Source organism: Mesorhizobium sp. M0048, from assembly GCF_040323405.1.
GTDB lineage: Bacteria > Pseudomonadota > Alphaproteobacteria > Rhizobiales > Rhizobiaceae > Mesorhizobium.
This window is the reverse complement of sequence record NZ_JAMYUV010000056.1, coordinates 20,142-38,291: the sequence shown is the minus strand read 5'-3', so window position 1 is coordinate 38,291 and position 18,150 is coordinate 20,142. Positions and strand designations below refer to the sequence as shown.

The window sequence follows — 18,150 nt, the reverse complement described above, 5'->3', positions numbered from 1 at the left end:
ATCAGCCCCAACGACCGAAATCCAGCCCCCGCCGCGCGTCAGGCTGTTCGCAACCTCATTGTCGCACCACCCACTCTGGAAATGCCGGTAGTTCGAGGTGTCCGATTGCTTTCCTTTGGTGGAAGGATTCTTCGCAATACTGGAGAAATCGCCCAAGGTTGAGCTTGGCGACACGTGGGATTTGATGCTTGCAGAACGCGCGTTCTTCAGAAAGCTGAAAGACTCGTGCAACGCGACATTCCAGAAAATTCCCTGGTGGCCAGAGATTGCTGAACGCGATGATATCTCGTGCCCGAACTGTAGATCGTCGCTCGTTTACCAGAAAGACGACACCAACGACGAACCAGGTGACATTGAGGGATGCTGCAAGGCATGCGGCGATGCTTTCTCAGCAGAGAAGACCGTCGAGATAATTGTGCAGGCAGGCTTCGGCATTGATGACTACATGGCTGCCAAGGAAGGGTTGGAGCCGACGATTCACGACTGTCCTGAGTGCTACAACGCCACATATGTGGAAACAGGCATCACCGTAAAATGCTTCTTCTGCGGCTATGCAGTGGGCGGCGACTGCGCGAGGTGCGGTGAGTCACTTAGTATAAGTAACAAGTCTGTCAACAATCCCCGACTCTGCGACTACTGCGATCACATGTTGTCGAAGGACGACTAGGTCCTGAGACCCAGACCGAGCGCCCTCTAACGGGAAACAGATTCGTGGCCAAAGAAGAGGCAGATACCTGGGAACTCGACGAACCAGCGGCGCGCACCCACACCCCCCCAGGTTGGCCGATCAAAGTGATCGAGTTCAGTGCAAGTGGGAAGGCACCAAAGAAGTATGGACCGAACACCTATCGGTTCGGCGCTTCCCTCACGTTGAGCGTGGTTATTCCAAGGCGGGGATGGTCGCTTGTCAAGCAGACGAAGAACTACGCCTACTTAACACCACCCCCAGATCAGCTAGGCCCCAACTTCCGGATCTCAATAGCAGTTCCACCCGCTTCGGAATGCTTGGCCATCGCGCGCAGGTGTCACGCTCGTGCCGAATCCTGGGCATACCAGCTTGGCGAGTGGCCGGCGTGGTATCTCCATGAGCGAAATCGCGACATGCGCCGCTTATGGCGCGACCCGGTGACAGGAGAGATGGCATCGGAGTTGCATCCCGCCCCGCCGGGATCCAGCCTTTCCATCGGTCAGTGGGGCATTTGGGAGATGCACGTCTCCGGAATCGCCGGGAACTTCGTAATCGGGCGCGCCCTTCCTGCTGCTCCGGCGAACGGCAGCCTGGGCGTTCCCGCTGACGCCCTAACCGAAGGCGAGCTAAGAACAGTCGAACTCACGAAACACGATCGCAACGTTAAAGCTCGACGAGAGTGTATCAGGCACTTCGGCTACCGATGCCAAGCATGCGATCTCAGCTATGAGGATAGGTATGGTCCGATTGGCGCCGATCTCATCCACGTTCACCACCTAACGCCTCTCTCGGAGATTGGCGAAGCCTATCGGGTCGACCCGATCCGCGATCTGGTGCCGCTCTGCGCAAATTGTCATCACGTCGTGCATCGCCGAAACCCGCCGTATTCAATAGCCGAGCTGAGAAGTGTGATCACCGAGCAGGCAAAACGCACCTTGGCGTAGCCCGGACCTTGCAGCGACCAGCGAATATTCTTGAACAGAAGCAACACGATACCGATCTTACGGTCACACTGGAGTTACCCTGCATGGCTGATGATAGCGAACCCATCACCGTCGATGATTCCGAGGAGCCTACAACGCTGCCAACTAACGTTGGTGTTAGCCTCAGCGGCCCGTTTGAGAGCGAGGACAAAGCTCGCGAGTTTGCCTATCGAGTATTAGGGTCGATGAGGGTTCTCGGCAGATCGATGGACCTCAGCGGGGTCGATGGCGTTACCATTTCTGGGGACTACCATGAAGCTTTGACCGCCCTCGATCGCGGCATTGAAGGCCTCCGACCTTTGACGGCCTCCACCGACGAAGACGGCGTAATCGGCATAGCAATGGCACCAGCGGTTCTAAGAGACGGAAAGCTCAAAACCCACTTGGTCTTCCACGTCCACGCGATCCTCGGCCTTGCAGAACCTGAGTCCGAATTATTCCCGCTGGCTGTCCATACCCTTGCACACGAATGCGCTCATGCGATGCTGCATACAGCATTCGACAACCGATTTCCGAACGTGATTTTACGTGAAGGCGCATCGAACTACTTCGACCGTTTCCGACTAGAGGTCACCGATGCATGCTGGGAAGAATACGGCGCTACTCGGGCGAGCGCAGACTGGGGTACAGATCCGACGGACGGTTATGTCAGCACGTTCGTCAAGGCACTCTCGGAAACAGACCAATCAGCGAATGAATTCATTTTGTCCTATCGGACACACGGCGACATCGACCAAGTTCTTGCAGAGGTCCCGCCGCTATATGGCAACCTCATCAAATGGGCATCCTATCTGATTGGAACGATGCACGGCCTCGATAAGAAGATCGCCGATCTTCCCGAACTGGTCGAAGCACTCAACGGTCATTGGTTCTCCGAGTATTTCCAAAAGCTCGAAACCGCTTATAGGAAACTCTGGGAACGGCTTGGCGAATGGGATGAGCGGGCCGAATTCGATCCAATCGGAGACATCGCGATCGACGCTCTCGAAAGGGGCGGAATGAAGCTGATCAAGACCTCCCCTGACAACACCAAGGTCGAGATTCCTTTTCGAACATGGAACACCCCTATGGGCGGCCTGCTCAATCTAATGGGGCAGCTCTAGTCGGCCAGCGTCAAAACCTTTTCAGGGAGCGCATCCCCCGGCCGGGCATCCGGAACTCCTCGGCGAGGGTGGAAGGCAAGCACACGTCGGGCCATGCGCCTCCTGCATACGGACACGGGACAGGATAGCAAGGCCTTCGCGACGCCAGTTCCGGAGGGCCTGACGGCGGTTGCAGGTGACTTCCTTGAATAGGCGCTGCCAGTCGTGCGGCTCGCGGGCGCGCAATTCGAAAAAGGTCTGAAGGGCGTGGTCTTCGGCAATGCGGGCGTCCAGTCCCAGCCATGGGCACCATGGGAGGCCGGGGCGGCGTACCAGACGGAAGGCTTTCCCGTCGCATCGGCCGGCGGCCTCGGTGGCATTGGATTCCACCCAGCATTGCGTTGCCGGATCGAAGCGCGCGAACTCGGGATAGGTCCGCCCGTGAGCGTGGGCGGACACGTATCTCCGAAGCGCATGGGACTCGTCCTGATTTTCGTGGCTCACGAAATTCAACGGGGCCTCCTCTCCCCATGGTCCAAGTCTGACGACGGCGGAGGAAGATCCATGTCGTGCGGGGAGCCTTTCCTTTTTCCTGCGGGCTTCCTCGGCCTCGCGCGCGGTCCTGCCGTAGCCTCTGAGGGTAGGGAGCGCGGCAACGACGTCGGCCTCGGGTTTCCCGGCCAACTTGCCGCGCTGCTCGTCGTCAAGGTGGCGCGTGACGAAGGCAGCGAGGTCGTGGTCGTTCCCTTCCAGCTTTTCGAGAGCGGCGACATCACCGGCAGCGGCCTCGAGCACCAAGGCGGCGACGGCTCTGTGGTTCCGGATCGCGGACATCTCATCGCCCTCGGAACGGATTCTGAACTGGTCGCCCTCGAACGCCTTCCGGACTTCCTCCGAAGGCTCGTAGAGTTTGCCCGTCGCCTGATCGTAGACCGCGACGCCCTGGCGCTGGCCCTCAAGCCATGCGGCATCCTTGAAGGGGCGTTCGCCGAAGATCTCCAAGCTGGAATCCCACTCGTCCATGGCCTTGGAAATCATGGCACGGACAGCGGCGTCCGACGCGGCAGGGTCATATATAGCTCCTAGGCTATGTGGTCAACATCATCAAGCTGACGAACGATAGTCTGCGGCCGAAACAAGGTACGCGCGGTCGACGATAATCCGGCCGCCGTTGACACGACTGGCAATTCGCGACCTGTCTGCGCTATCGAGCGGCATCGTCACCGGCGTTCTGACGGGCATGGCCGGCGCGTAGCTGTCGCTTGCCCAGAATGCCGGCTTGTTGTGAAGGATATGACGGCCAGCAAGGGTTCCCGCGCCGGCAGCGCTCACCGTCGCCAAATGGAAACCGGTGCCGGCGAGGTTCACGTGTCGGGCGGCGAAGGTCGCCATGGCCCGGAAGTGGAGCCGGCGAGCGCTTCCGCTGGTCCATGCAAGCGAAGGATCGCGCCGCGCCGTGCAAACGTTTGCATCTCTCGTCCCCCTGCGCTGCTGAGACCTCTCTACTGTCAGGCGGTCTAGGTTTCGCGCTTCGGGCCGAGCAGGAACACTGTCAGGGCGGCGATGAACGTGGCAACAGCACTGTAGGCAATGGCACTGGTAACCCCGGCATTGTCCACCAATAGTCCGCCGAAACTCGCGCCGGCTGCGATTGCCACTTGGAATGCTACGACCATCAGCACACCGGCGCTTTCGGCCTGCTCGGGAACGGCCCGCCGCACCATCCACGTCTGTAATCCCACCGGCACCGCGCCGAAGGCAAACCCCCATGCGGCAACCGCAATCGCCGAGGCGAAGGCCGATGCTCCCGCCGTCAGCAGCGAAACAGCGGCTATCGCTATGAGCAGCGGTGCAAGGGCCGCGACTGCCTTGAGACTGTACTCGGCCAGAAGCCCGCCGGCCAAATTGCCGAAGAAACCGCCGATGCCGAAACCAAGCAACACAAGCGAGATCGTCTCGACGTCCAGCGCGGGAATCTTCTCGAGGAAGGCGCGGATATAAGTGATTCCGGCGAAGTGGCCGGAAGCGACAAGCAGGACGACCACAATCGCGACCTTGACCATCGGAATCTTAGCCACATCCAGCAGGCTGCGGAAGCTAGCCACTCCAATCGGAGGCAGTCTCGGAATGGTTATGAGTTGCACCAGCAGTGTAGCCGCGCCGCCGACTGCGGCGAGCATGAAGGCGCTTCGCCATCCCCAGATATCGCCGACATAAGCGCCGATTGGAGCTGCGCAAACGGTAGCCACCGAAACGCCGGTGAGGATGATCGACATAGCGCGCGCCAGGAGGTGGCTTGGAACGAGCCGCATCGCCAGTGCTGCCGACATCGACCAGAAGCCTCCGAGCGCTATGCCGAGCACGACGCGTGCAGTCAGGAGAACCGCCAGCGACCACGCGCCGGCCGCCAGAACGTCCGCCAGGATCAGCAGCAGCGTCATCGCCCACATGACGATCCTGCGGTCCAGGCGCTTTGTGATGATGGCCACCGTCGGCGCCGAGATCGCCCCGACGATAGCGGTCGCCGTCATCGCCTGTCCAGCCGCTCCCTCGGTGATACCGAGATCATGTGCGAGCGGCGTGAGCAGGCTAACAGGCAGAAACTCTGCGGTCACCAGCCCGAAGGTGCCCAAGGAAAGCGAAATGACCGCACCCCATGCGGGACCAGACGGTGGGACGGGCTTTTCTGAGTCGTGCAGAACAGCGTCCACGACGCCTGCCGCGGATTGGGTCATGAACGAAGTCTCCACTTTGGATGCACTGCAACATGAGGTTGGCTGCCTTGACCCACATTAAAGACACAAGCGCATTTCGCGGCGGCGTTGCACGGAGGAGGGGATGTTCATTGCTTCGCGATATTTTGTGACGGTGCGGCGCGCAACATCGATGCCGGTTTCCTTCAGCCGGACAGCGATGTCATCGTCGGAAAGCACGTCGCCGGGAGATTCTGCGGCAATTATCGCTTTGATCCGATGGCGGACAGCTTCGGCGGAGTGCGCATCGCCGCCTTGGCAGGACGCGATCGCGACGGTGAAAAAATACTTGAGTTCGAAGACTCCGCGCGGGGTAAGCATGTACTTGTTCGAGGTCACCCGGCTTACCGTCGACTCGTGCACGCCGATCGCGTCAGCGACGGTTCTGAGATTGAGAGGCCGCAGGTGGGCGACGCCATGTTCCAAAAAGGCATCCTGCTGGCGCACGATTTCAGCCGCAACCTTAACAATCGTCTTGGCGCGCTGATCGAGGCTGCGGATTAGCCAGTTCGCGTTTTGCAAGCATTCGTTGAGAAATGCTTGATCTTTCGAATTTTGGACAGTTTGACGCGACACTTCGGCATAGTAGGTTTGGTTGATCAGCAGCTTGGGGAGTGTGGCCGGATCAAGTTCGATCTGCCACCCGCCTTCCGGCGAGGGCGTGACCCAGACGTCGGGTATGATTGATTCAGACGCACCGGATTGGAATCGGTTTCCAGGCTTGGGATCGAGCGCCCGAATCTCATGCATCATGTCGAGAAGGTCGTCTTCATCGACGCCGCAATGCTGCTTCAGTGCCTGAAAATCGCGTCGCGCAAGCATTTCAAGATTGGCAACCAAAGCTGCCATTGCCGGGTCGAACCGGTCTCGCTGGCGCAACTGGATTTCAAGGCATTCTCCGAGAGTTCGGGCAAAAATTCCCGGTGGATCAAAGTGCTGCAAGGTTCCGAGAACCCGTTCCACATCAGCCTCCCGGACATTCAGGCTCTCGGCCAGCTCCAAAAGGTTTGCCCGAAGATAGCCAGTGTCTTCCAGATCGGCGGCAAGCTGGCCAGCGATCAGCCGCTCCTGTGGTGTGAACGCAGTGAGGGCGATCTGACGAGCGACATGGTCGTGCAATGTCTCGGCGAGGCTGGCAAACTCGTCGAGGGAAGGGCCATTACCCGGCGGGTTGTTGGTCGTGTTGCGAAGTGATTTCCATTGCCCGAGCCGTTCAGGCGAGCCGGCCCCGGTCGGTCCGTCAACGGCGTTTGCGCGTGGGCCGACAGGCTGATCCGCTCCCGAAATCGAAACATCGCCAAAAGGCCCGCCATCGTTTGACGCAGATTCCAAGAGCGGGTTCTTCTCGATTTCCCGCTCCACGAACTGATGCAGTTCAGTTTGCGCCAGTTGCAGCAAGCGAATCGACTCAATGAGTTGAGGCGATGCGACCATCGATTGCTTCTGGCGCTGAAGCAGGCTTGCTGAGGATTGCATGGTGAGCGCGATAATCCTGTCGAGGAGCCTCTTGGGGCGGGCAATGGCACCAGTGAGACGTTTTCTAGGTCATGCGGCGGCTTTCAGCGTTTCGAGAACGTTTTGCGGGGATGAGACGCCATAGGGGTCGGCCTCGCAGTTGTCGGAGAAACCTTCCTCCTCAAACCACTGCTCCACCACGCCATTGTTGATCAGGGCGGCGTAGCGCCAGGAGCGCATCCCAAAACCGAGATTGTCCTTGGCGACCAGCATGCCCATCTTGCGTGTGAACTCGCCTGAGCCATCGGGGATGAGCTCGACCTTCTGCAGGCCCAAGGACTTCCCCCACGCATTCATGACGAAGGCATCGTTGACGGAGACGCAGTAAATCGCGTCAATTCCCTCCTTCTCAAACTCATCATAGAGCTCTTCGAAATTGGGCAGTTGGTAGGTCGAGCAGGTCGGCGTGAAGGCGCCAGGCAGCGAGAACAGGATGACGCGCTTGCCGGCAAAGTAGTCGTCAGATGTCTTTTCTTGCCAGCGATATGGATTTGGCCCCTGGACTGACTTATCGTGAACACGCGTGAGAAAGGTGACGAAGGGAACTTTCTTTTGAACTGTCATCAAGTTGCTCCTAAAGAAGAATACGGGCGCTGAATTCTGGCAGAGGCTGGCGCAATACCGAGCAAAGGCTCGTATGCCGGGCATGAAATGAGGCCCGCGGCTCGCACCCTCCTTTTTCCATCCCGATGTAGGGGAACGTCCTGGCTGCTGGTCTTCGTCACCCGAACGCCATCGATCTGAGCAAGTGGAGGCTGTCGAGCCGCTGGGGCAATCTTTCCACGGCTATGGCGCCGGAAGCGGCATCCATCGCTCGCGCTCGTGCCCGGGACAAAGTGATAGCGGGCCCGAAGTAGCCAATATCGGACGCGTGTGGAGGCCTCAAATGTGACTTCACGCAAGAGACCCGCGTTACTGAGCTGGTTCGGCGTATTGTCGAAGTTTGCCAGTGACCCGCCGACCTTGGCTTCGGTGGCTCTTTGATGGGGCTCTTGGGCACTCACATGTTGATCAGAACCGGTAAACGGCAATTGCGCGAGCGCCATGTGTTGGCGTGCCGGCATCGGACCAGCCGTCCGCAAAGCGGCTGCCGAGGAGGGACTCCCGGAGGAGATGATGTACCGATGTTCAGCGGGAACAGGCACCGTCTCCTCAGGCCACGGTCTAGAGCTTCGCGTGTCGGGCATGGCGCAAGTCGCTTTCATCGTGTTTTGATGGGCTCTGACCAGGAGCAGCAAGCGGCGTGCCATTTCAAATAGAGAGCTTTTGGAGCGATCCTTTTTCTTGGGAGGACCGTGTCATCAAGACCGGGCGCGCCCTATAACCGCCTCGTCAGCACGCTCGACAAGGGTGCTGTATGGTGCGGATATGCGGCGCTTCCGCACCGGCTGGACAAAGACGAACCGAAAGCCGAGCCGATGCCCTACCTCACACCGGCGGGCACTGCAGCGATTTCGTAGCGTCTGCCGCAAACGTGTTCTTGCGTGCGCAGGCTCGGCTTTCGCGAACATGCGCCTGTCGCAGCAACCATGAGCGCGCGCTTCGGCAAGCGCCTGACTCCGTGAGGATCGAATTCCCCAATCGTGTCTATTGCCACCCTCTTATGTTCGAAACTGGACCAGAATGTCGCAAGCCCGACCTAAAGGTCGCCGAGGCGTACTATCCGACACTGTTCTGTCGCCTTTGTTGGCCCGCGACACCGGCCTATTTCGCCGAGCTCTTGTCTGGCCTCAGGCTAACCCAATGAAAAGCAATCACAATTTTTTTCTTCTGCTGGGTCGGCCAAATTGGCACGAGTTTTGAAGCTCCTTCGTTGCGGGCCGGGAGCTGCCGACCGACCTTCCTTTCGTGGATGGCACCGCGATCGATGGAACGAAGAAAGGAAAGCAAAATGTCAAATCCGCATCAGATAGCATTCTATGGGAAGGGGGCCTCGGCGAAACCGCCCCTTACCAAACAGGCTCGCCGCCCTTGTCGACCCTTGCGCAGGAAATCTTGATGGCCGGCTGCGACTCAAAGGCCCGCCACACTCGCCTTATCCTGAACTCGAAGGCGCAGGATAACGTTCTGCATCTCGCCGCGCGGTATGCCTAGGCAGTTACACGTTGGCCGACCTTGATAATCGAATCGGGCTACGCTGCGGAGGACGTCGTCTACATGCCTTCCTAAGCCATTCGCTGCCCGCAGCGCCTGCCGGTCACCTCCCGCCCTTCCATCGCTTAGAGATCAAGTGCCACCATGTCCGAACAACCCTTGCCGACGCTGCCGATGTGGCGCGTCGATCACATCGAGCCCTCGCCCGAGATGTTGGCGCAACGCGCCAACGGTCCGATCCACCGCGTGCGCTTCCCGTCCGGGCACGAAGGCTGGTGGGTGACAGGCTACGATGAAGCCAAGGCGGTGCTGTCCGACGCGGCGTTCCGGCCCTCGGGAATGCCGCCGGCGACATTCACCCCGGATTCGGTGATTCTCGGATCGCCGGGGTGGTTGGTCTCGCACGAGGGGGGCGAGCATGCCCGGTTACGCACGATCGTGGCGCCGGCCTTCAGCAACCGCAGGGTGAAGCTGCTCGCGCAGCAGGTCGAGGTGATCGCCGCGCAGTTGTTCGAGACACTGGCGGCCCAGCCCCAGCCCGCCGACCTGCGGCGCCACCTCTCCTTTCCACTTCCGGCCATGGTCATCAGCGCGCTGATGGGCGTGCTCTACGAGGATCACGCCTTTTTCGCCGGGCTGTCCGACGAGGTGATGACGCACCAGCATGAAAGCGGCCCGCGCAGCGCGTCGCGCTTGGCCTGGGAAGAACTGCGCGCCTACATTCGCGGCAAGATGCGGGACAAGCGCCAGGATCCTGGCGACAACCTGCTGACGGATCTGCTCGCGGCGGTCGACCAGGGCAAGGCGACCGAGGAAGAGGCGATCGGCCTGGCGACGGGCATGCTGGTGGCGGGGCACGAGAGCACCGTCGCGCAGATCGAATTCGGCCTGCTGGCCATGTTCCGCCATCCGCAACAGCGCGAACGCCTAGTCGGCGATCCATCCCTGGTTGACAAGGCGGTGGAGGAAATCCTGCGCATGTACCCGCCGGGCGCGGGCTGGGACGGCATCATGCGCTATCCGAGGACCGACGTGACCATCGCGGGCGTGGATATTCCTGCGGAGAGCAAGGTGCTTGTCGGCCTGCCGGCGACGTCGTTCGATGCGCGCCACTTCGACGACCCGGAAATCTTCGACATTGGACGCGACGAAAACCCGCACCTGGCGTTCTCCCATGGGCCGCACTACTGCATCGGCGCGGCGCTGGCCAGGCTGGAACTCAAGGTGGTGTTCGGTTCGATCTTCCAGCGCTTTCCCGCGCTGCGCCTGGCCGTGGCGCCCGAAGAACTGAAGTTGCGCAAGGAGATCATCACTGGCGGGTTCGAGGAGTTCCCGGTGCTCTGGTGATGCGCGGACGCCGCCGGGAATCGCGATCTTCTCCGCAATTTGCCGGCGCGCCTGGCGCGCGCCGGTCAGATCAGCCAGCCAACAGGTAACCAAGATGGACGTGCAAGAAACCACGGCAGCATGCCGGGACGCCTTCGCCGAACTGGCGTCGCCAGCGTGCATCCACGACCCGTATCCGTTCATGCGGTGGTTGCGCGAGCACGATCCGGTGCATCGCGCGGCGTCGGGCCTCTTTCTGTTGAGCCGCCACGCCGACATCTACTGGGCGCTCAAGGCCACGGGCGATGCTTTTCGGGGACCGGCGCCGGGCGAACTGGCGCGCTATTTCCCGCGTGCGGCGACCAGCCTGTCACTCAATCTGCTGGCGTCCACGCTAGCGATGAAGGAACCACCGACGCATACGCGTCTGCGCCGGCTGATCTCGCGCGATTTCACCATCGGCCAGACCGACAACCTGAGGCCGACCATCGCTCGCATTGTCGCAGCGCGCCTGGACGGCATGGCGCCCGCACTGGAGCGCGGGGAGGCAGTGGACCTGCATCGGGAATTCGCGCTGGCCTTGCCCATGCTGGTTTTCGGCGAACTGTTCGGCATGCCCCCGGACGACATTCTCGGGCTCATCACCGGCATCAGCGCCATTCTGGAAGGCCTGAGCCCGCACGCCAGCGATCCCCAACTCGCCGCGGGGGACGCGGCCAGCGCCAGGGTGCAGGCCTACTTCGGCGACCTCATACAGCGCAAGCGCACCGATTCCCGCCACGACATCGTGTCAATGCTGGTCGGCGCACACGACGACGATCCCGAGATGCTGTCGGATGCGGAATTGATCAGCATGCTCTGGGGCATGCTGCTGGGCGGCTTCGCCACCACTGCTGCGGCCATCGACCATGCGGTCCTGGCGATGCTGGCGTATCCCGAACAGCGGCACTGGCTGCAGGGAGACGCCGTGGGGGTGAAGGCATTCGTCGAAGAAGTCCTGCGCTACGACGCGCCCGCCATGTTCAGCTCCATTCCGCGTATCGCCCAGCGCGACATCGAACTGGGCGGCGTGGTGATCCCGAAGAACGCGGACGTGCGCGTGCTGATCGCGGCCGGCAATCGCGACCCGGACGCCTTCGCCGATCCCGACCGCTTCGATCCCGTGCGGTTCTACGGCACCAGTCCTGGCATGTCGATCGACGGGAAGATCATGCTGAGCTTCGGCCACGGCATCCACTTCTGCCTCGGTGCGCAACTGGCCCGAGTGCAGTTGGCCGAGAGCCTGCCGCGGATCCAGGCGCGCTTCCCCACGCTGGCATTGGCCGAGCAGCCGACCCGGGAGCCCTCCGCGTTCCTTAGGACGTTCCGCGCGCTGCCGGTGCGGCTGCATGGGCACGGGGGCTGAGATGCGCGTCCTGGTCGATCAGGATCTGTGCGGAACCACCGGGCAGTGCGTGCTGACGCTGCCGGGCACCTTTCGCCAGCGCGAATCGGACGGCGTGGCCGAAGTGTGCGTGGCGACGGTCCCGCAGGCGCTGCACGCCGCCGTGCGGCTCGCGGCCAGCCAGTGCCCGGTCGCCGCCATTCGGGTCATCGAAAGCGACGCTGGCGATGACGAGCGCGCCAGCGCCGACCCTGCGCCTTCTCCGGCGGAGGCCGAGCGGCATGCCGCGAAAGACCAACGCAATCCAGGAGACACGATGGGACGGTTGAAGGCAAGGTGGCCGTGGTGACCGGCGCCGGCGCCGGCATCGGCAAGGCATGCGCCCTCGCCATCGCGCGCGGGGGCGGCAGAGTGGTGGTGGCCGACATTGATGGCTCGGCGGCCATCGCCTGCACCGCGCAGATCGCGGCTGAAGCGGGCCACGCGCTGGCCCTGGCCATGGACATCGCCGATGAGCAGGCGGTGGCAGCGCTGTTCGAGACGGCGGAGCGGCACTTCGGTGGGGTCGACCTGCTAGTGAACAATGCGAGCGCCATGCATCTGACCTCACGCGACCGCGCGATCCTCGAGCTGGACCTGGCGGTCTGGGATCAAACCATGGCGACCAATCTGCGCGGCACGCTGCTCTGCTGCCGGCAGGCCATCCCACGGATGATCGCCCGCGGCGGTGGCGCGATCGTCAACATGTCGTCGTGCCAGGGGCTCAGCGGTGACACCGCGCAGACGTCGTACGCCGCGTCGAAGGCGGCGATGAACATGCTCTCGGCCTCGCTCGCCACCCAGTACGGCCATGCGCAGATCCGCTGCAACGCCGTTGCGCCGGGTCTCGTCATGACCGAGCGTCTCCTCGCCAAGCTGGACGAGTGCATGCAACGGCATCTGCGCCGGCACCAGCTCCTGCAGCGCGTCGGCCGCCCCGAGGACGTGGCCGCGCTCGTGGCGTTCCTGCTCTCCGACGATGCTGCGTTCATCACCGGCCAGGTCGTGTGCATCGACGGCGGCATGCTGGCGCATGTGCCGACGTACGCCGACGGTGGCAACAGCTGCGCCGCGCGGCCTGCCGGCGACACCGCCGAAGCGGCCGCGGCGTCGCGCTGCTGATGGACATGCTGCTCAACCCGCTCAACCGTCGGCACAGGCTGCGGTACGACATCCCGGTCATGCCAGGCGCTTTCCCCCTGGTCGGGCATCTTCCCGCCATCGTCTGCGACCTGCCGCGCCTGCTGCGGCGCGCGGAACGGACGCTGGGCAGCCACTTCTGGCTGGATTTCGGCCCTGCCGGACACCTGATGACCTGCGTGCATCCGGATGCGTTCGCACTGCTCCGGCACAAGGACGTGTCCTCGGCGCTGATCGAAGAGATCGCGCCCGAATTGCTTGGCGGAACGTTGGTTGCCCAGGACGGCCGCGCGCACCGGCAAGCGCGCGATGCGATCAAGGCGGCGTTCCTGCCCAAGGGGCTGACCCAGGCCGGCATCGGCGACCTGTTCGCGCCCGTCATCTGGGCGCGGGTGCAGGCGTGGCGCGAGCGCGGCGACGTAACCATCCTGCGCGAAACCGGCGACCTGATGCTCAAGCTCATCTTCAGCCTGATGGGAATCCCCGCGCAGGACCTGCCGGGATGGCATCGCAAGTACCGGCAACTGCTGCAGTTGATCGTCGCGCCCCCGGTCGACCTGCCGGGACTGCCCTTGCGGCGCGGCCGCGCCGCCCGAGACTGGATCGACGCGCAGTTGCGCCAGTTCGTCCGCGACGCGCGCGCGCATGCCGCGCGCACCGGGTTGATCAACGACATGGTGAGCGCCTTCGACCGCAGCGACGATGCGCTTTCCGATGACGTCCTGGTCGCCAATATCCGCTTGCTGCTGCTTGCCGGTCACGACACCACTGCCTCGACGATGGCCTGGATGGTGATCGAGCTGGCGCGGCAGCCTGTGATGTGGGACGCCCTGGTCGAGGAGGCGCAACGCGTGGGCGCGGTGCCGACCCGTCACGCGGACCTGGCGGAGTGTCCGGTCGCCGAGGCGCTGTTCCGCGAGACGCTGCGCCTGCATCCGGCGACCACGCTCCTGCCGCGTCGCGCCCTGCAGGAATTGCAACTCGGCCAACGGCGCATTCCCGCGGGCACCCATCTGTGCATCCCGCTGCTGCATTTCTCGACCTCGGCGCTGCTGCACGAGGCGCCTGATCAGTTCCGCCTGGCGCGGTGGCTGCAACGCACGGAGCCGATCCGGCCGGTGGACATGCTGCAGTTCGGTACCGGCCCACACGTCTGCATCGGCTACCACCTGGTATGGCTGGAAATGGTGCAGTTCTGCATCGCCTTGGCGCTAATCATGCACAAGGCCGGGGTGCGGCCGCGGTTGCTGAGCGGCGTCGAAAAAGGCCGGCGGTATTACCCGACCGCACATCCGTCCATGGCAATCCGCATAGGCTTCTCATGAGCTGGCATCGCATGCCCCGTGTGGCGAGGCAGCGGCGCCGGCGAGGCGCGGCATTGCTGCACTCAGCGCACGCGCTCGGTGCGACGCCGGCAACACCGCTGCGGCTTGGCGCTCGCTGTGGTCATCTCGTGTCAGGTACAAGGACATGAAAAACATGCAGACCGGTTCCACGCTACACGACGACCGAACTGGCGTTTCCGCGCTCGGCGGATTGGGCGCGCAGGCGCGCGGCGCATCCGGCAGGCTGCTGCCTGAGATCTGGATGCAGGACGGCGCAAAGCGGGTCGAACAGACGCTGGCGCGTCTTCTCTGCGCCGAAGACGACGGTGAGACCGAGCTGATGGTGGCGATGCGCTACGCCACCTTGCATGGCGGGAAGCGCACCCGCGCCTTGCTCTGTCTGGCGGCCGGCGCACTGGCCGACACGCCGGCGCACATGCTCGACGACGTCGGCGCCGCCATCGAGATGATGCACGCCTGTACCCTGGTCCACGACGACTTGCCCGCGATGGACGACGACGTGCTTCGCCGCGGCCTTCCGACCGTGCACGTCAAGTTCGGCGAAGCCACTGCGATCCTGGTCGGCGATGCGCTGCAGGCGCACGCCTTCCTGACCCTGGCGAGCCTGGATGCGCCCGGCGACAACCGTATCGCGCTCGTGCGCGAACTGGCGCAGGCCGTGTCCGCCGAGGGTGCCGCAGGCGGGCAGGCCATGGATCTGTCGCTGGTCGGAAAGCACGCCGAGCTGGACAGGATCCTGGCGATGCACCGGATGAAGAGCGGAGCGTTAGTGCGCGCGTCCGTTCGCATGGGCGCGCTATGCTCCATCGCGGAGGATGCCGCGCACGCTGCGCTGTACTGTGCGCTCGATCGCTACACCGCCTGTTTCGGGCTGGCGTTGCAGGTGGTCGACGACATTCTCGACGCGACAGCGGATACCGCGACGCTGGGCAAGACCCCCGGCAAGGACGCGGCGGCGCAGAAGCCGACCTGCGCGTCGATCATGGGGCTGCAGGCAGCGCGCCAGTTCGCGCTGGATTTGTTGCGCGACGCCGGGGAAGCCATCGCCCCGCTGGGGCCGCGTGCGGAACGGTTGGCGCAGATACTGCAGCGGGCCAACGGGTATCTGTCCGCGCCCTACGCATGAGCACGCCCGTCCACATGGAGTCGCCCCTGTGCCGCTGCGATCGGCCGGCGGCAGCGGTGCATGCTGCACTGTGCCCGAGTCCGCGGCGATGTGCGCGGCGTCTGCCGATCCTAGTTCTCGTCAACCGTCTGCAGAAGGAACATCCCGCGTGAACGCGCTGTCCGAACAGATCCTTTCCGAATTGCGCCACCTGCTGAGCGAGATGAGCGACGGCGGCAGCGTCGGTCCGTCCGTCTACGACACGGCGCGAGCTCTGCAGTTCCACGGCAACGTCACCGGTCGGCAGGACGCATACGCGTGGCTCATCGCGCAGCAACAGGCCGATGGCGGATGGGGAAGTGCAGACTTCCCGCTGTTCCGCCATGCGCCCACGTGGGCGGCGTTGCTGGCATTGCAGCGTGCCGATCCTCTTCCCGGCGCTGCCGACGCAGTCCAGGCTGCAACCCGGTTCCTCGAGCGCCAGCCCGATCCCTACGCGCATGCGGTGCCGGAAGATGCGCCGATCGGCGCGGAGCTGATCCTGCCGCAGTTGTGCGGCGAGGCCGCATCCTTGCTGCGCGGCGTGGCGTTTCCGCGCCACCCGGCGCTGTTGCCGTTGCGGCAAGCGTGCCTGGTCAAGCTGGGGGCGGTGGCGACGTTGCCGAGCGGCCATCCGTTGCTGCACTCCTGGGAAGCCTGGGGGCCGTCGCCGACCACCGCATGCCCGGATAGCGACGGCAGCATCGGCATCAGTCCGGCGGCCACCGCCGCGTGGCGTGCGCACGCCGTGACACAGGGAAGCACGCCGCAGGTCGGGCGCGCCGACGCGTATCTGCAAGCGGCATCGCGGGCGACGCGCAGCGGCATCGAAGGTGTTTTTCCCAACGTCTGGCCGATCAATGTATTCGAGCCATGCTGGTCGCTGTACACCCTGCATCTGGCCGGGCTGTTCGCGCATCCCGCGCTCGCCGAGGCGGTGCAAGTGATCGTCGCGCAGCTCGACGCCCGCCTGGGCGTGCGCGGTCTGGGCCCGGCCTTGCACTTCGCGGCCGATGCGGACGATACCGCGATTGCGATGTGCGTCCTGCGCCTTGCAGGCCGCGACCCGACGGTCGATGCGTTGCGCCATTTCGAAATCGGCGAGCTGTTCGTTACCTTCCCCGGCGAGCGCAATGCCTCGGTGTCGACCAACATCCACGCCCTGCATGCGTTGCGAATGTTAGGACAGCCCGCCGCCGGCACCAGCGCCTACGTCGAGGCCAATCGCAACCCGCACGGTCTATGGGACAACGAAAAATGGCACGTTTCGTGGCTGTATCCCACCGCGCATGCGGTCGCTGCGCTGGCGCAAGGCAAGCCCCAGTGGCGCGACGAGCGCGCGCTGGCGGCACTGCTGCAGGCGCAGCGCGGCGACGGCGGCTGGGGCGCCGGTCGCGCGTCCACATTCGAGGAAACCGCCTATGCGCTGTTCGCGTTGCACGTGATGGACGGGAGCGAAGAGCCGACAGGGCGCCGGCGCATCGCGCAGGCGGTGGCGCGTGCGCTGAAGTGGATGCTCGCCCGCCACGCGGCGCATGCATTGCCGCAGACGCCGCTGTGGATCGGCAAGGAACTGTATTGCCCCACCCGGGTGGTGCGCGTGGGCGAACTCGCCGGGTTGTGGCTGGCGCTTCGTTGGGGGCGGCGCGTCCTGGCCGAGGGAGCAGGAGCGGCGCCATGATCCAGACCGAACGCGCGCTGCAGCAGGTGCTGGAGTGGGGGCGTTCCCTGACCGGCTTCGCCGACGAGCATGCCGTGGAAGCGGTCAGGGGCGGCCACTACATCCTGCAGCGCATCCACCCGAGCCTGCGCGACACCAGCGCCCGCACCGGCCGCGATCCGCAGGACGAAACGCTGATCGTGGCGTTCTATCGCGAACTGGCGCTGCTGTTCTGGCTCGACGATTGCAATGACCTTGGCCTGATCGCGCCGGAGCAGCTCGCCGCGGTGGAGCAGGCGCTGGGGCAGGGCGTGCCGTGCGCGCTCCCCGGATTCGAGGGCTGCGCTGTGCTGCGCGCTTCGCTGGCCGCGCTCGCCTACGATCGTCGCGACTATGCTCAGCTTCTCGACGATACCCGGTGCTACTGCGCGGCGCTGCGCGCCGGACACGCGCAGGCGGCAGGGGCGGAACGCTGGTCCTACGCCGAGTACCTGCACAACGGCATCGATTCGATCGCCTACACGAACGTGTTCTGTTGCCTGTCGTTGCTGTGGGGACTGGACATGGCGACCTTGCGCGCGGGTCCGGCCTTTCGCCAGGTCCTGCGGCTCATCTCCGCGATAGGGCGCCTGCAGAACGATCTGCATGGACGCGAAAAGGACAGGTCGGCCGGCGAGGCCGACAACGCGGCGATCCTGCTGCTGCAGCGCTATCCGGCTATGCCTGTGGTGGAGTTCCTCAACGACGAACTGGCCGGCCATACGCGCATGCTGCACCGGGTGATGGCGGAAGAACGCTTTCCCGCGCCGTGGGGACCGTTGATCGAGGCCATGGCGGCCATCCGCGCGCAGTACTACCAGACCTCGACCAGCCGCTACCGCAGCGACGCTGCGGGGGGAGGCCAGCGTGCGCCGGCCTGAACGCGCGGGAGGCGGGGGCGTGCGCGCGCTGCCGTCGGTCCGATCCGACGCAACGCCGCCGCCCGATGCGACGGAC

Annotated in this window: 17 protein-coding genes and 1 pseudogene; 13 read left to right on the top strand and 5 right to left on the bottom strand. The window is 63.7% G+C overall.

Going from position 1 to position 18,150, the window contains the following annotated elements; genetic code table 11:
- Positions 1-118 precede the first annotated feature (118 nt).
- The 3 genes from NKJ84_RS28610 (at position 119) to NKJ84_RS28600 (ending at position 2,774) form a co-directional block, all read left to right on the top strand.
- Positions 119-667: a hypothetical protein gene (locus NKJ84_RS28610; protein WP_352509208.1), complete on the top strand. Its 549-nt coding sequence runs from the start codon at positions 119-121 to the stop codon at positions 665-667.
- 44 nt (positions 668-711) lie between these two features.
- A complete protein-coding gene (locus NKJ84_RS28605; RefSeq protein ID WP_352509207.1) occupies positions 712-1,632 on the top strand; it encodes an HNH endonuclease in 921 nt (306 codons plus the stop codon).
- Positions 1,633-1,715: 83 nt separating this feature from the next.
- Entirely contained in the window at positions 1,716-2,774 is a 1,059-nt protein-coding gene (locus NKJ84_RS28600) for a hypothetical protein (protein WP_352509206.1), read from the top strand.
- A 21-nt stretch (positions 2,775-2,795) separates the two neighbouring features.
- On the opposite strand, the gene NKJ84_RS28595 is transcribed toward NKJ84_RS28600, so the two are convergent.
- From NKJ84_RS28595 to NKJ84_RS28575, 5 genes are all read right to left on the bottom strand, one after another.
- Positions 2,796-3,791 (bottom strand): hypothetical protein, encoded by a 996-nt coding sequence (locus NKJ84_RS28595; RefSeq protein ID WP_352509205.1) that lies wholly within the window; start codon positions 3,789-3,791, stop codon positions 2,796-2,798.
- Positions 3,792-3,857: 66 nt separating this feature from the next.
- Positions 3,858-4,145 (bottom strand): hypothetical protein, encoded by a 288-nt coding sequence (locus tag NKJ84_RS28590; protein ID WP_352509204.1) that lies wholly within the window; start codon positions 4,143-4,145, stop codon positions 3,858-3,860.
- Between the two features lie 125 nt (positions 4,146-4,270).
- Positions 4,271-5,488 (bottom strand): MFS transporter, encoded by a 1,218-nt coding sequence (locus tag NKJ84_RS28585; RefSeq protein WP_352509203.1) that lies wholly within the window; start codon positions 5,486-5,488, stop codon positions 4,271-4,273.
- Positions 5,489-5,545: 57 nt separating this feature from the next.
- Positions 5,546-6,982, bottom strand: coding sequence for an RNA polymerase factor sigma-54 (rpoN, locus tag NKJ84_RS28580; RefSeq protein ID WP_352509202.1), 1,437 nt, complete (start codon positions 6,980-6,982; stop codon positions 5,546-5,548).
- A 69-nt stretch (positions 6,983-7,051) separates the two neighbouring features.
- Entirely contained in the window at positions 7,052-7,585 is a 534-nt protein-coding gene (locus NKJ84_RS28575; protein WP_352509201.1) for a peroxiredoxin, read from the bottom strand.
- 731 nt (positions 7,586-8,316) lie between these two features.
- Here NKJ84_RS28575 and NKJ84_RS28570 point away from each other — a divergent pair.
- The 10 genes and pseudogenes from NKJ84_RS28570 to NKJ84_RS28525 all read left to right on the top strand — a co-directional run bounded on the left by NKJ84_RS28570 (position 8,317) and on the right by NKJ84_RS28525 (position 18,074).
- Complete coding sequence (locus NKJ84_RS28570) at positions 8,317-8,481, top strand: hypothetical protein (protein WP_156937376.1); 165 nt, start codon at positions 8,317-8,319, stop codon at positions 8,479-8,481.
- Positions 8,482-8,912: 431 nt separating this feature from the next.
- Positions 8,913-9,106, top strand: a pseudogene (gene nifH, locus NKJ84_RS28565) (nitrogenase reductase); the annotation flags it as partial.
- Positions 9,107-9,259: 153 nt separating this feature from the next.
- Positions 9,260-10,462, top strand: a complete 1,203-nt coding sequence (locus NKJ84_RS28560) for a cytochrome P450 (protein ID WP_352509199.1) — start codon at positions 9,260-9,262, stop codon at positions 10,460-10,462.
- Between the two features lie 94 nt (positions 10,463-10,556).
- Positions 10,557-11,846 (top strand): cytochrome P450, encoded by a 1,290-nt coding sequence (locus NKJ84_RS28555; protein WP_352509198.1) that lies wholly within the window; start codon positions 10,557-10,559, stop codon positions 11,844-11,846.
- 1 nt (position 11,847) lies between these two features.
- Positions 11,848-12,174 (top strand): ferredoxin, encoded by a 327-nt coding sequence (locus NKJ84_RS28550; protein ID WP_352509197.1) that lies wholly within the window; start codon positions 11,848-11,850, stop codon positions 12,172-12,174.
- Positions 12,171-12,986, top strand: coding sequence for an SDR family oxidoreductase (locus NKJ84_RS28545; RefSeq protein ID WP_352509196.1), 816 nt, complete (start codon positions 12,171-12,173; stop codon positions 12,984-12,986). Before NKJ84_RS28550 ends, NKJ84_RS28545 begins: the two co-directional genes overlap by 4 nt.
- On the top strand, positions 12,986-14,329 hold the full coding sequence (locus NKJ84_RS28540) for a cytochrome P450 (protein ID WP_352494993.1): 1,344 nt from the start codon (positions 12,986-12,988) through the stop codon (positions 14,327-14,329). The genes NKJ84_RS28545 and NKJ84_RS28540 overlap by 1 nt, the downstream gene beginning before the upstream one ends.
- A gap of 154 nt (positions 14,330-14,483) precedes the next feature.
- Positions 14,484-15,476, top strand: a complete 993-nt coding sequence (locus tag NKJ84_RS28535) for a polyprenyl synthetase family protein (protein WP_352509209.1) — start codon at positions 14,484-14,486, stop codon at positions 15,474-15,476.
- A gap of 148 nt (positions 15,477-15,624) precedes the next feature.
- Positions 15,625-17,175 (top strand): hypothetical protein, encoded by a 1,551-nt coding sequence (locus tag NKJ84_RS28530; protein ID WP_352509195.1) that lies wholly within the window; start codon positions 15,625-15,627, stop codon positions 17,173-17,175.
- On the top strand, positions 17,172-18,074 hold the full coding sequence (locus tag NKJ84_RS28525; RefSeq protein WP_352509194.1) for a terpene synthase family protein: 903 nt from the start codon (positions 17,172-17,174) through the stop codon (positions 18,072-18,074). The genes NKJ84_RS28530 and NKJ84_RS28525 overlap by 4 nt, the downstream gene beginning before the upstream one ends.
- Positions 18,075-18,150: the final 76 nt, after the last annotated feature.

Coding starts and splice junctions, on each gene's coding strand:
- NKJ84_RS28525 (WP_352509194.1), top strand. CDS start 17,172: ATGATCCAGACCGAACGCGCGCTGCAGCAGGTGCTGGAGTGGGGGCGT.
- rpoN (WP_352509202.1), bottom strand. CDS start 6,982: ATGCAATCCTCAGCAAGCCTGCTTCAGCGCCAGAAGCAATCGATGGTC.
- NKJ84_RS28560 (WP_352509199.1), top strand. CDS start 9,260: ATGTCCGAACAACCCTTGCCGACGCTGCCGATGTGGCGCGTCGATCAC.
- NKJ84_RS28555 (WP_352509198.1), top strand. CDS start 10,557: ATGGACGTGCAAGAAACCACGGCAGCATGCCGGGACGCCTTCGCCGAA.
- NKJ84_RS28595 (WP_352509205.1), bottom strand. CDS start 3,791: ATGATTTCCAAGGCCATGGACGAGTGGGATTCCAGCTTGGAGATCTTC.
- NKJ84_RS28550 (WP_352509197.1), top strand. CDS start 11,848: ATGCGCGTCCTGGTCGATCAGGATCTGTGCGGAACCACCGGGCAGTGC.
- NKJ84_RS28585 (WP_352509203.1), bottom strand. CDS start 5,488: ATGACCCAATCCGCGGCAGGCGTCGTGGACGCTGTTCTGCACGACTCA.
- NKJ84_RS28590 (WP_352509204.1), bottom strand. CDS start 4,145: ATGGCGACCTTCGCCGCCCGACACGTGAACCTCGCCGGCACCGGTTTC.
- NKJ84_RS28535 (WP_352509209.1), top strand. CDS start 14,484: ATGCAGACCGGTTCCACGCTACACGACGACCGAACTGGCGTTTCCGCG.
- NKJ84_RS28575 (WP_352509201.1), bottom strand. CDS start 7,585: ATGACAGTTCAAAAGAAAGTTCCCTTCGTCACCTTTCTCACGCGTGTT.
- NKJ84_RS28540 (WP_352494993.1), top strand. CDS start 12,986: ATGGACATGCTGCTCAACCCGCTCAACCGTCGGCACAGGCTGCGGTAC.
- NKJ84_RS28600 (WP_352509206.1), top strand. CDS start 1,716: ATGGCTGATGATAGCGAACCCATCACCGTCGATGATTCCGAGGAGCCT.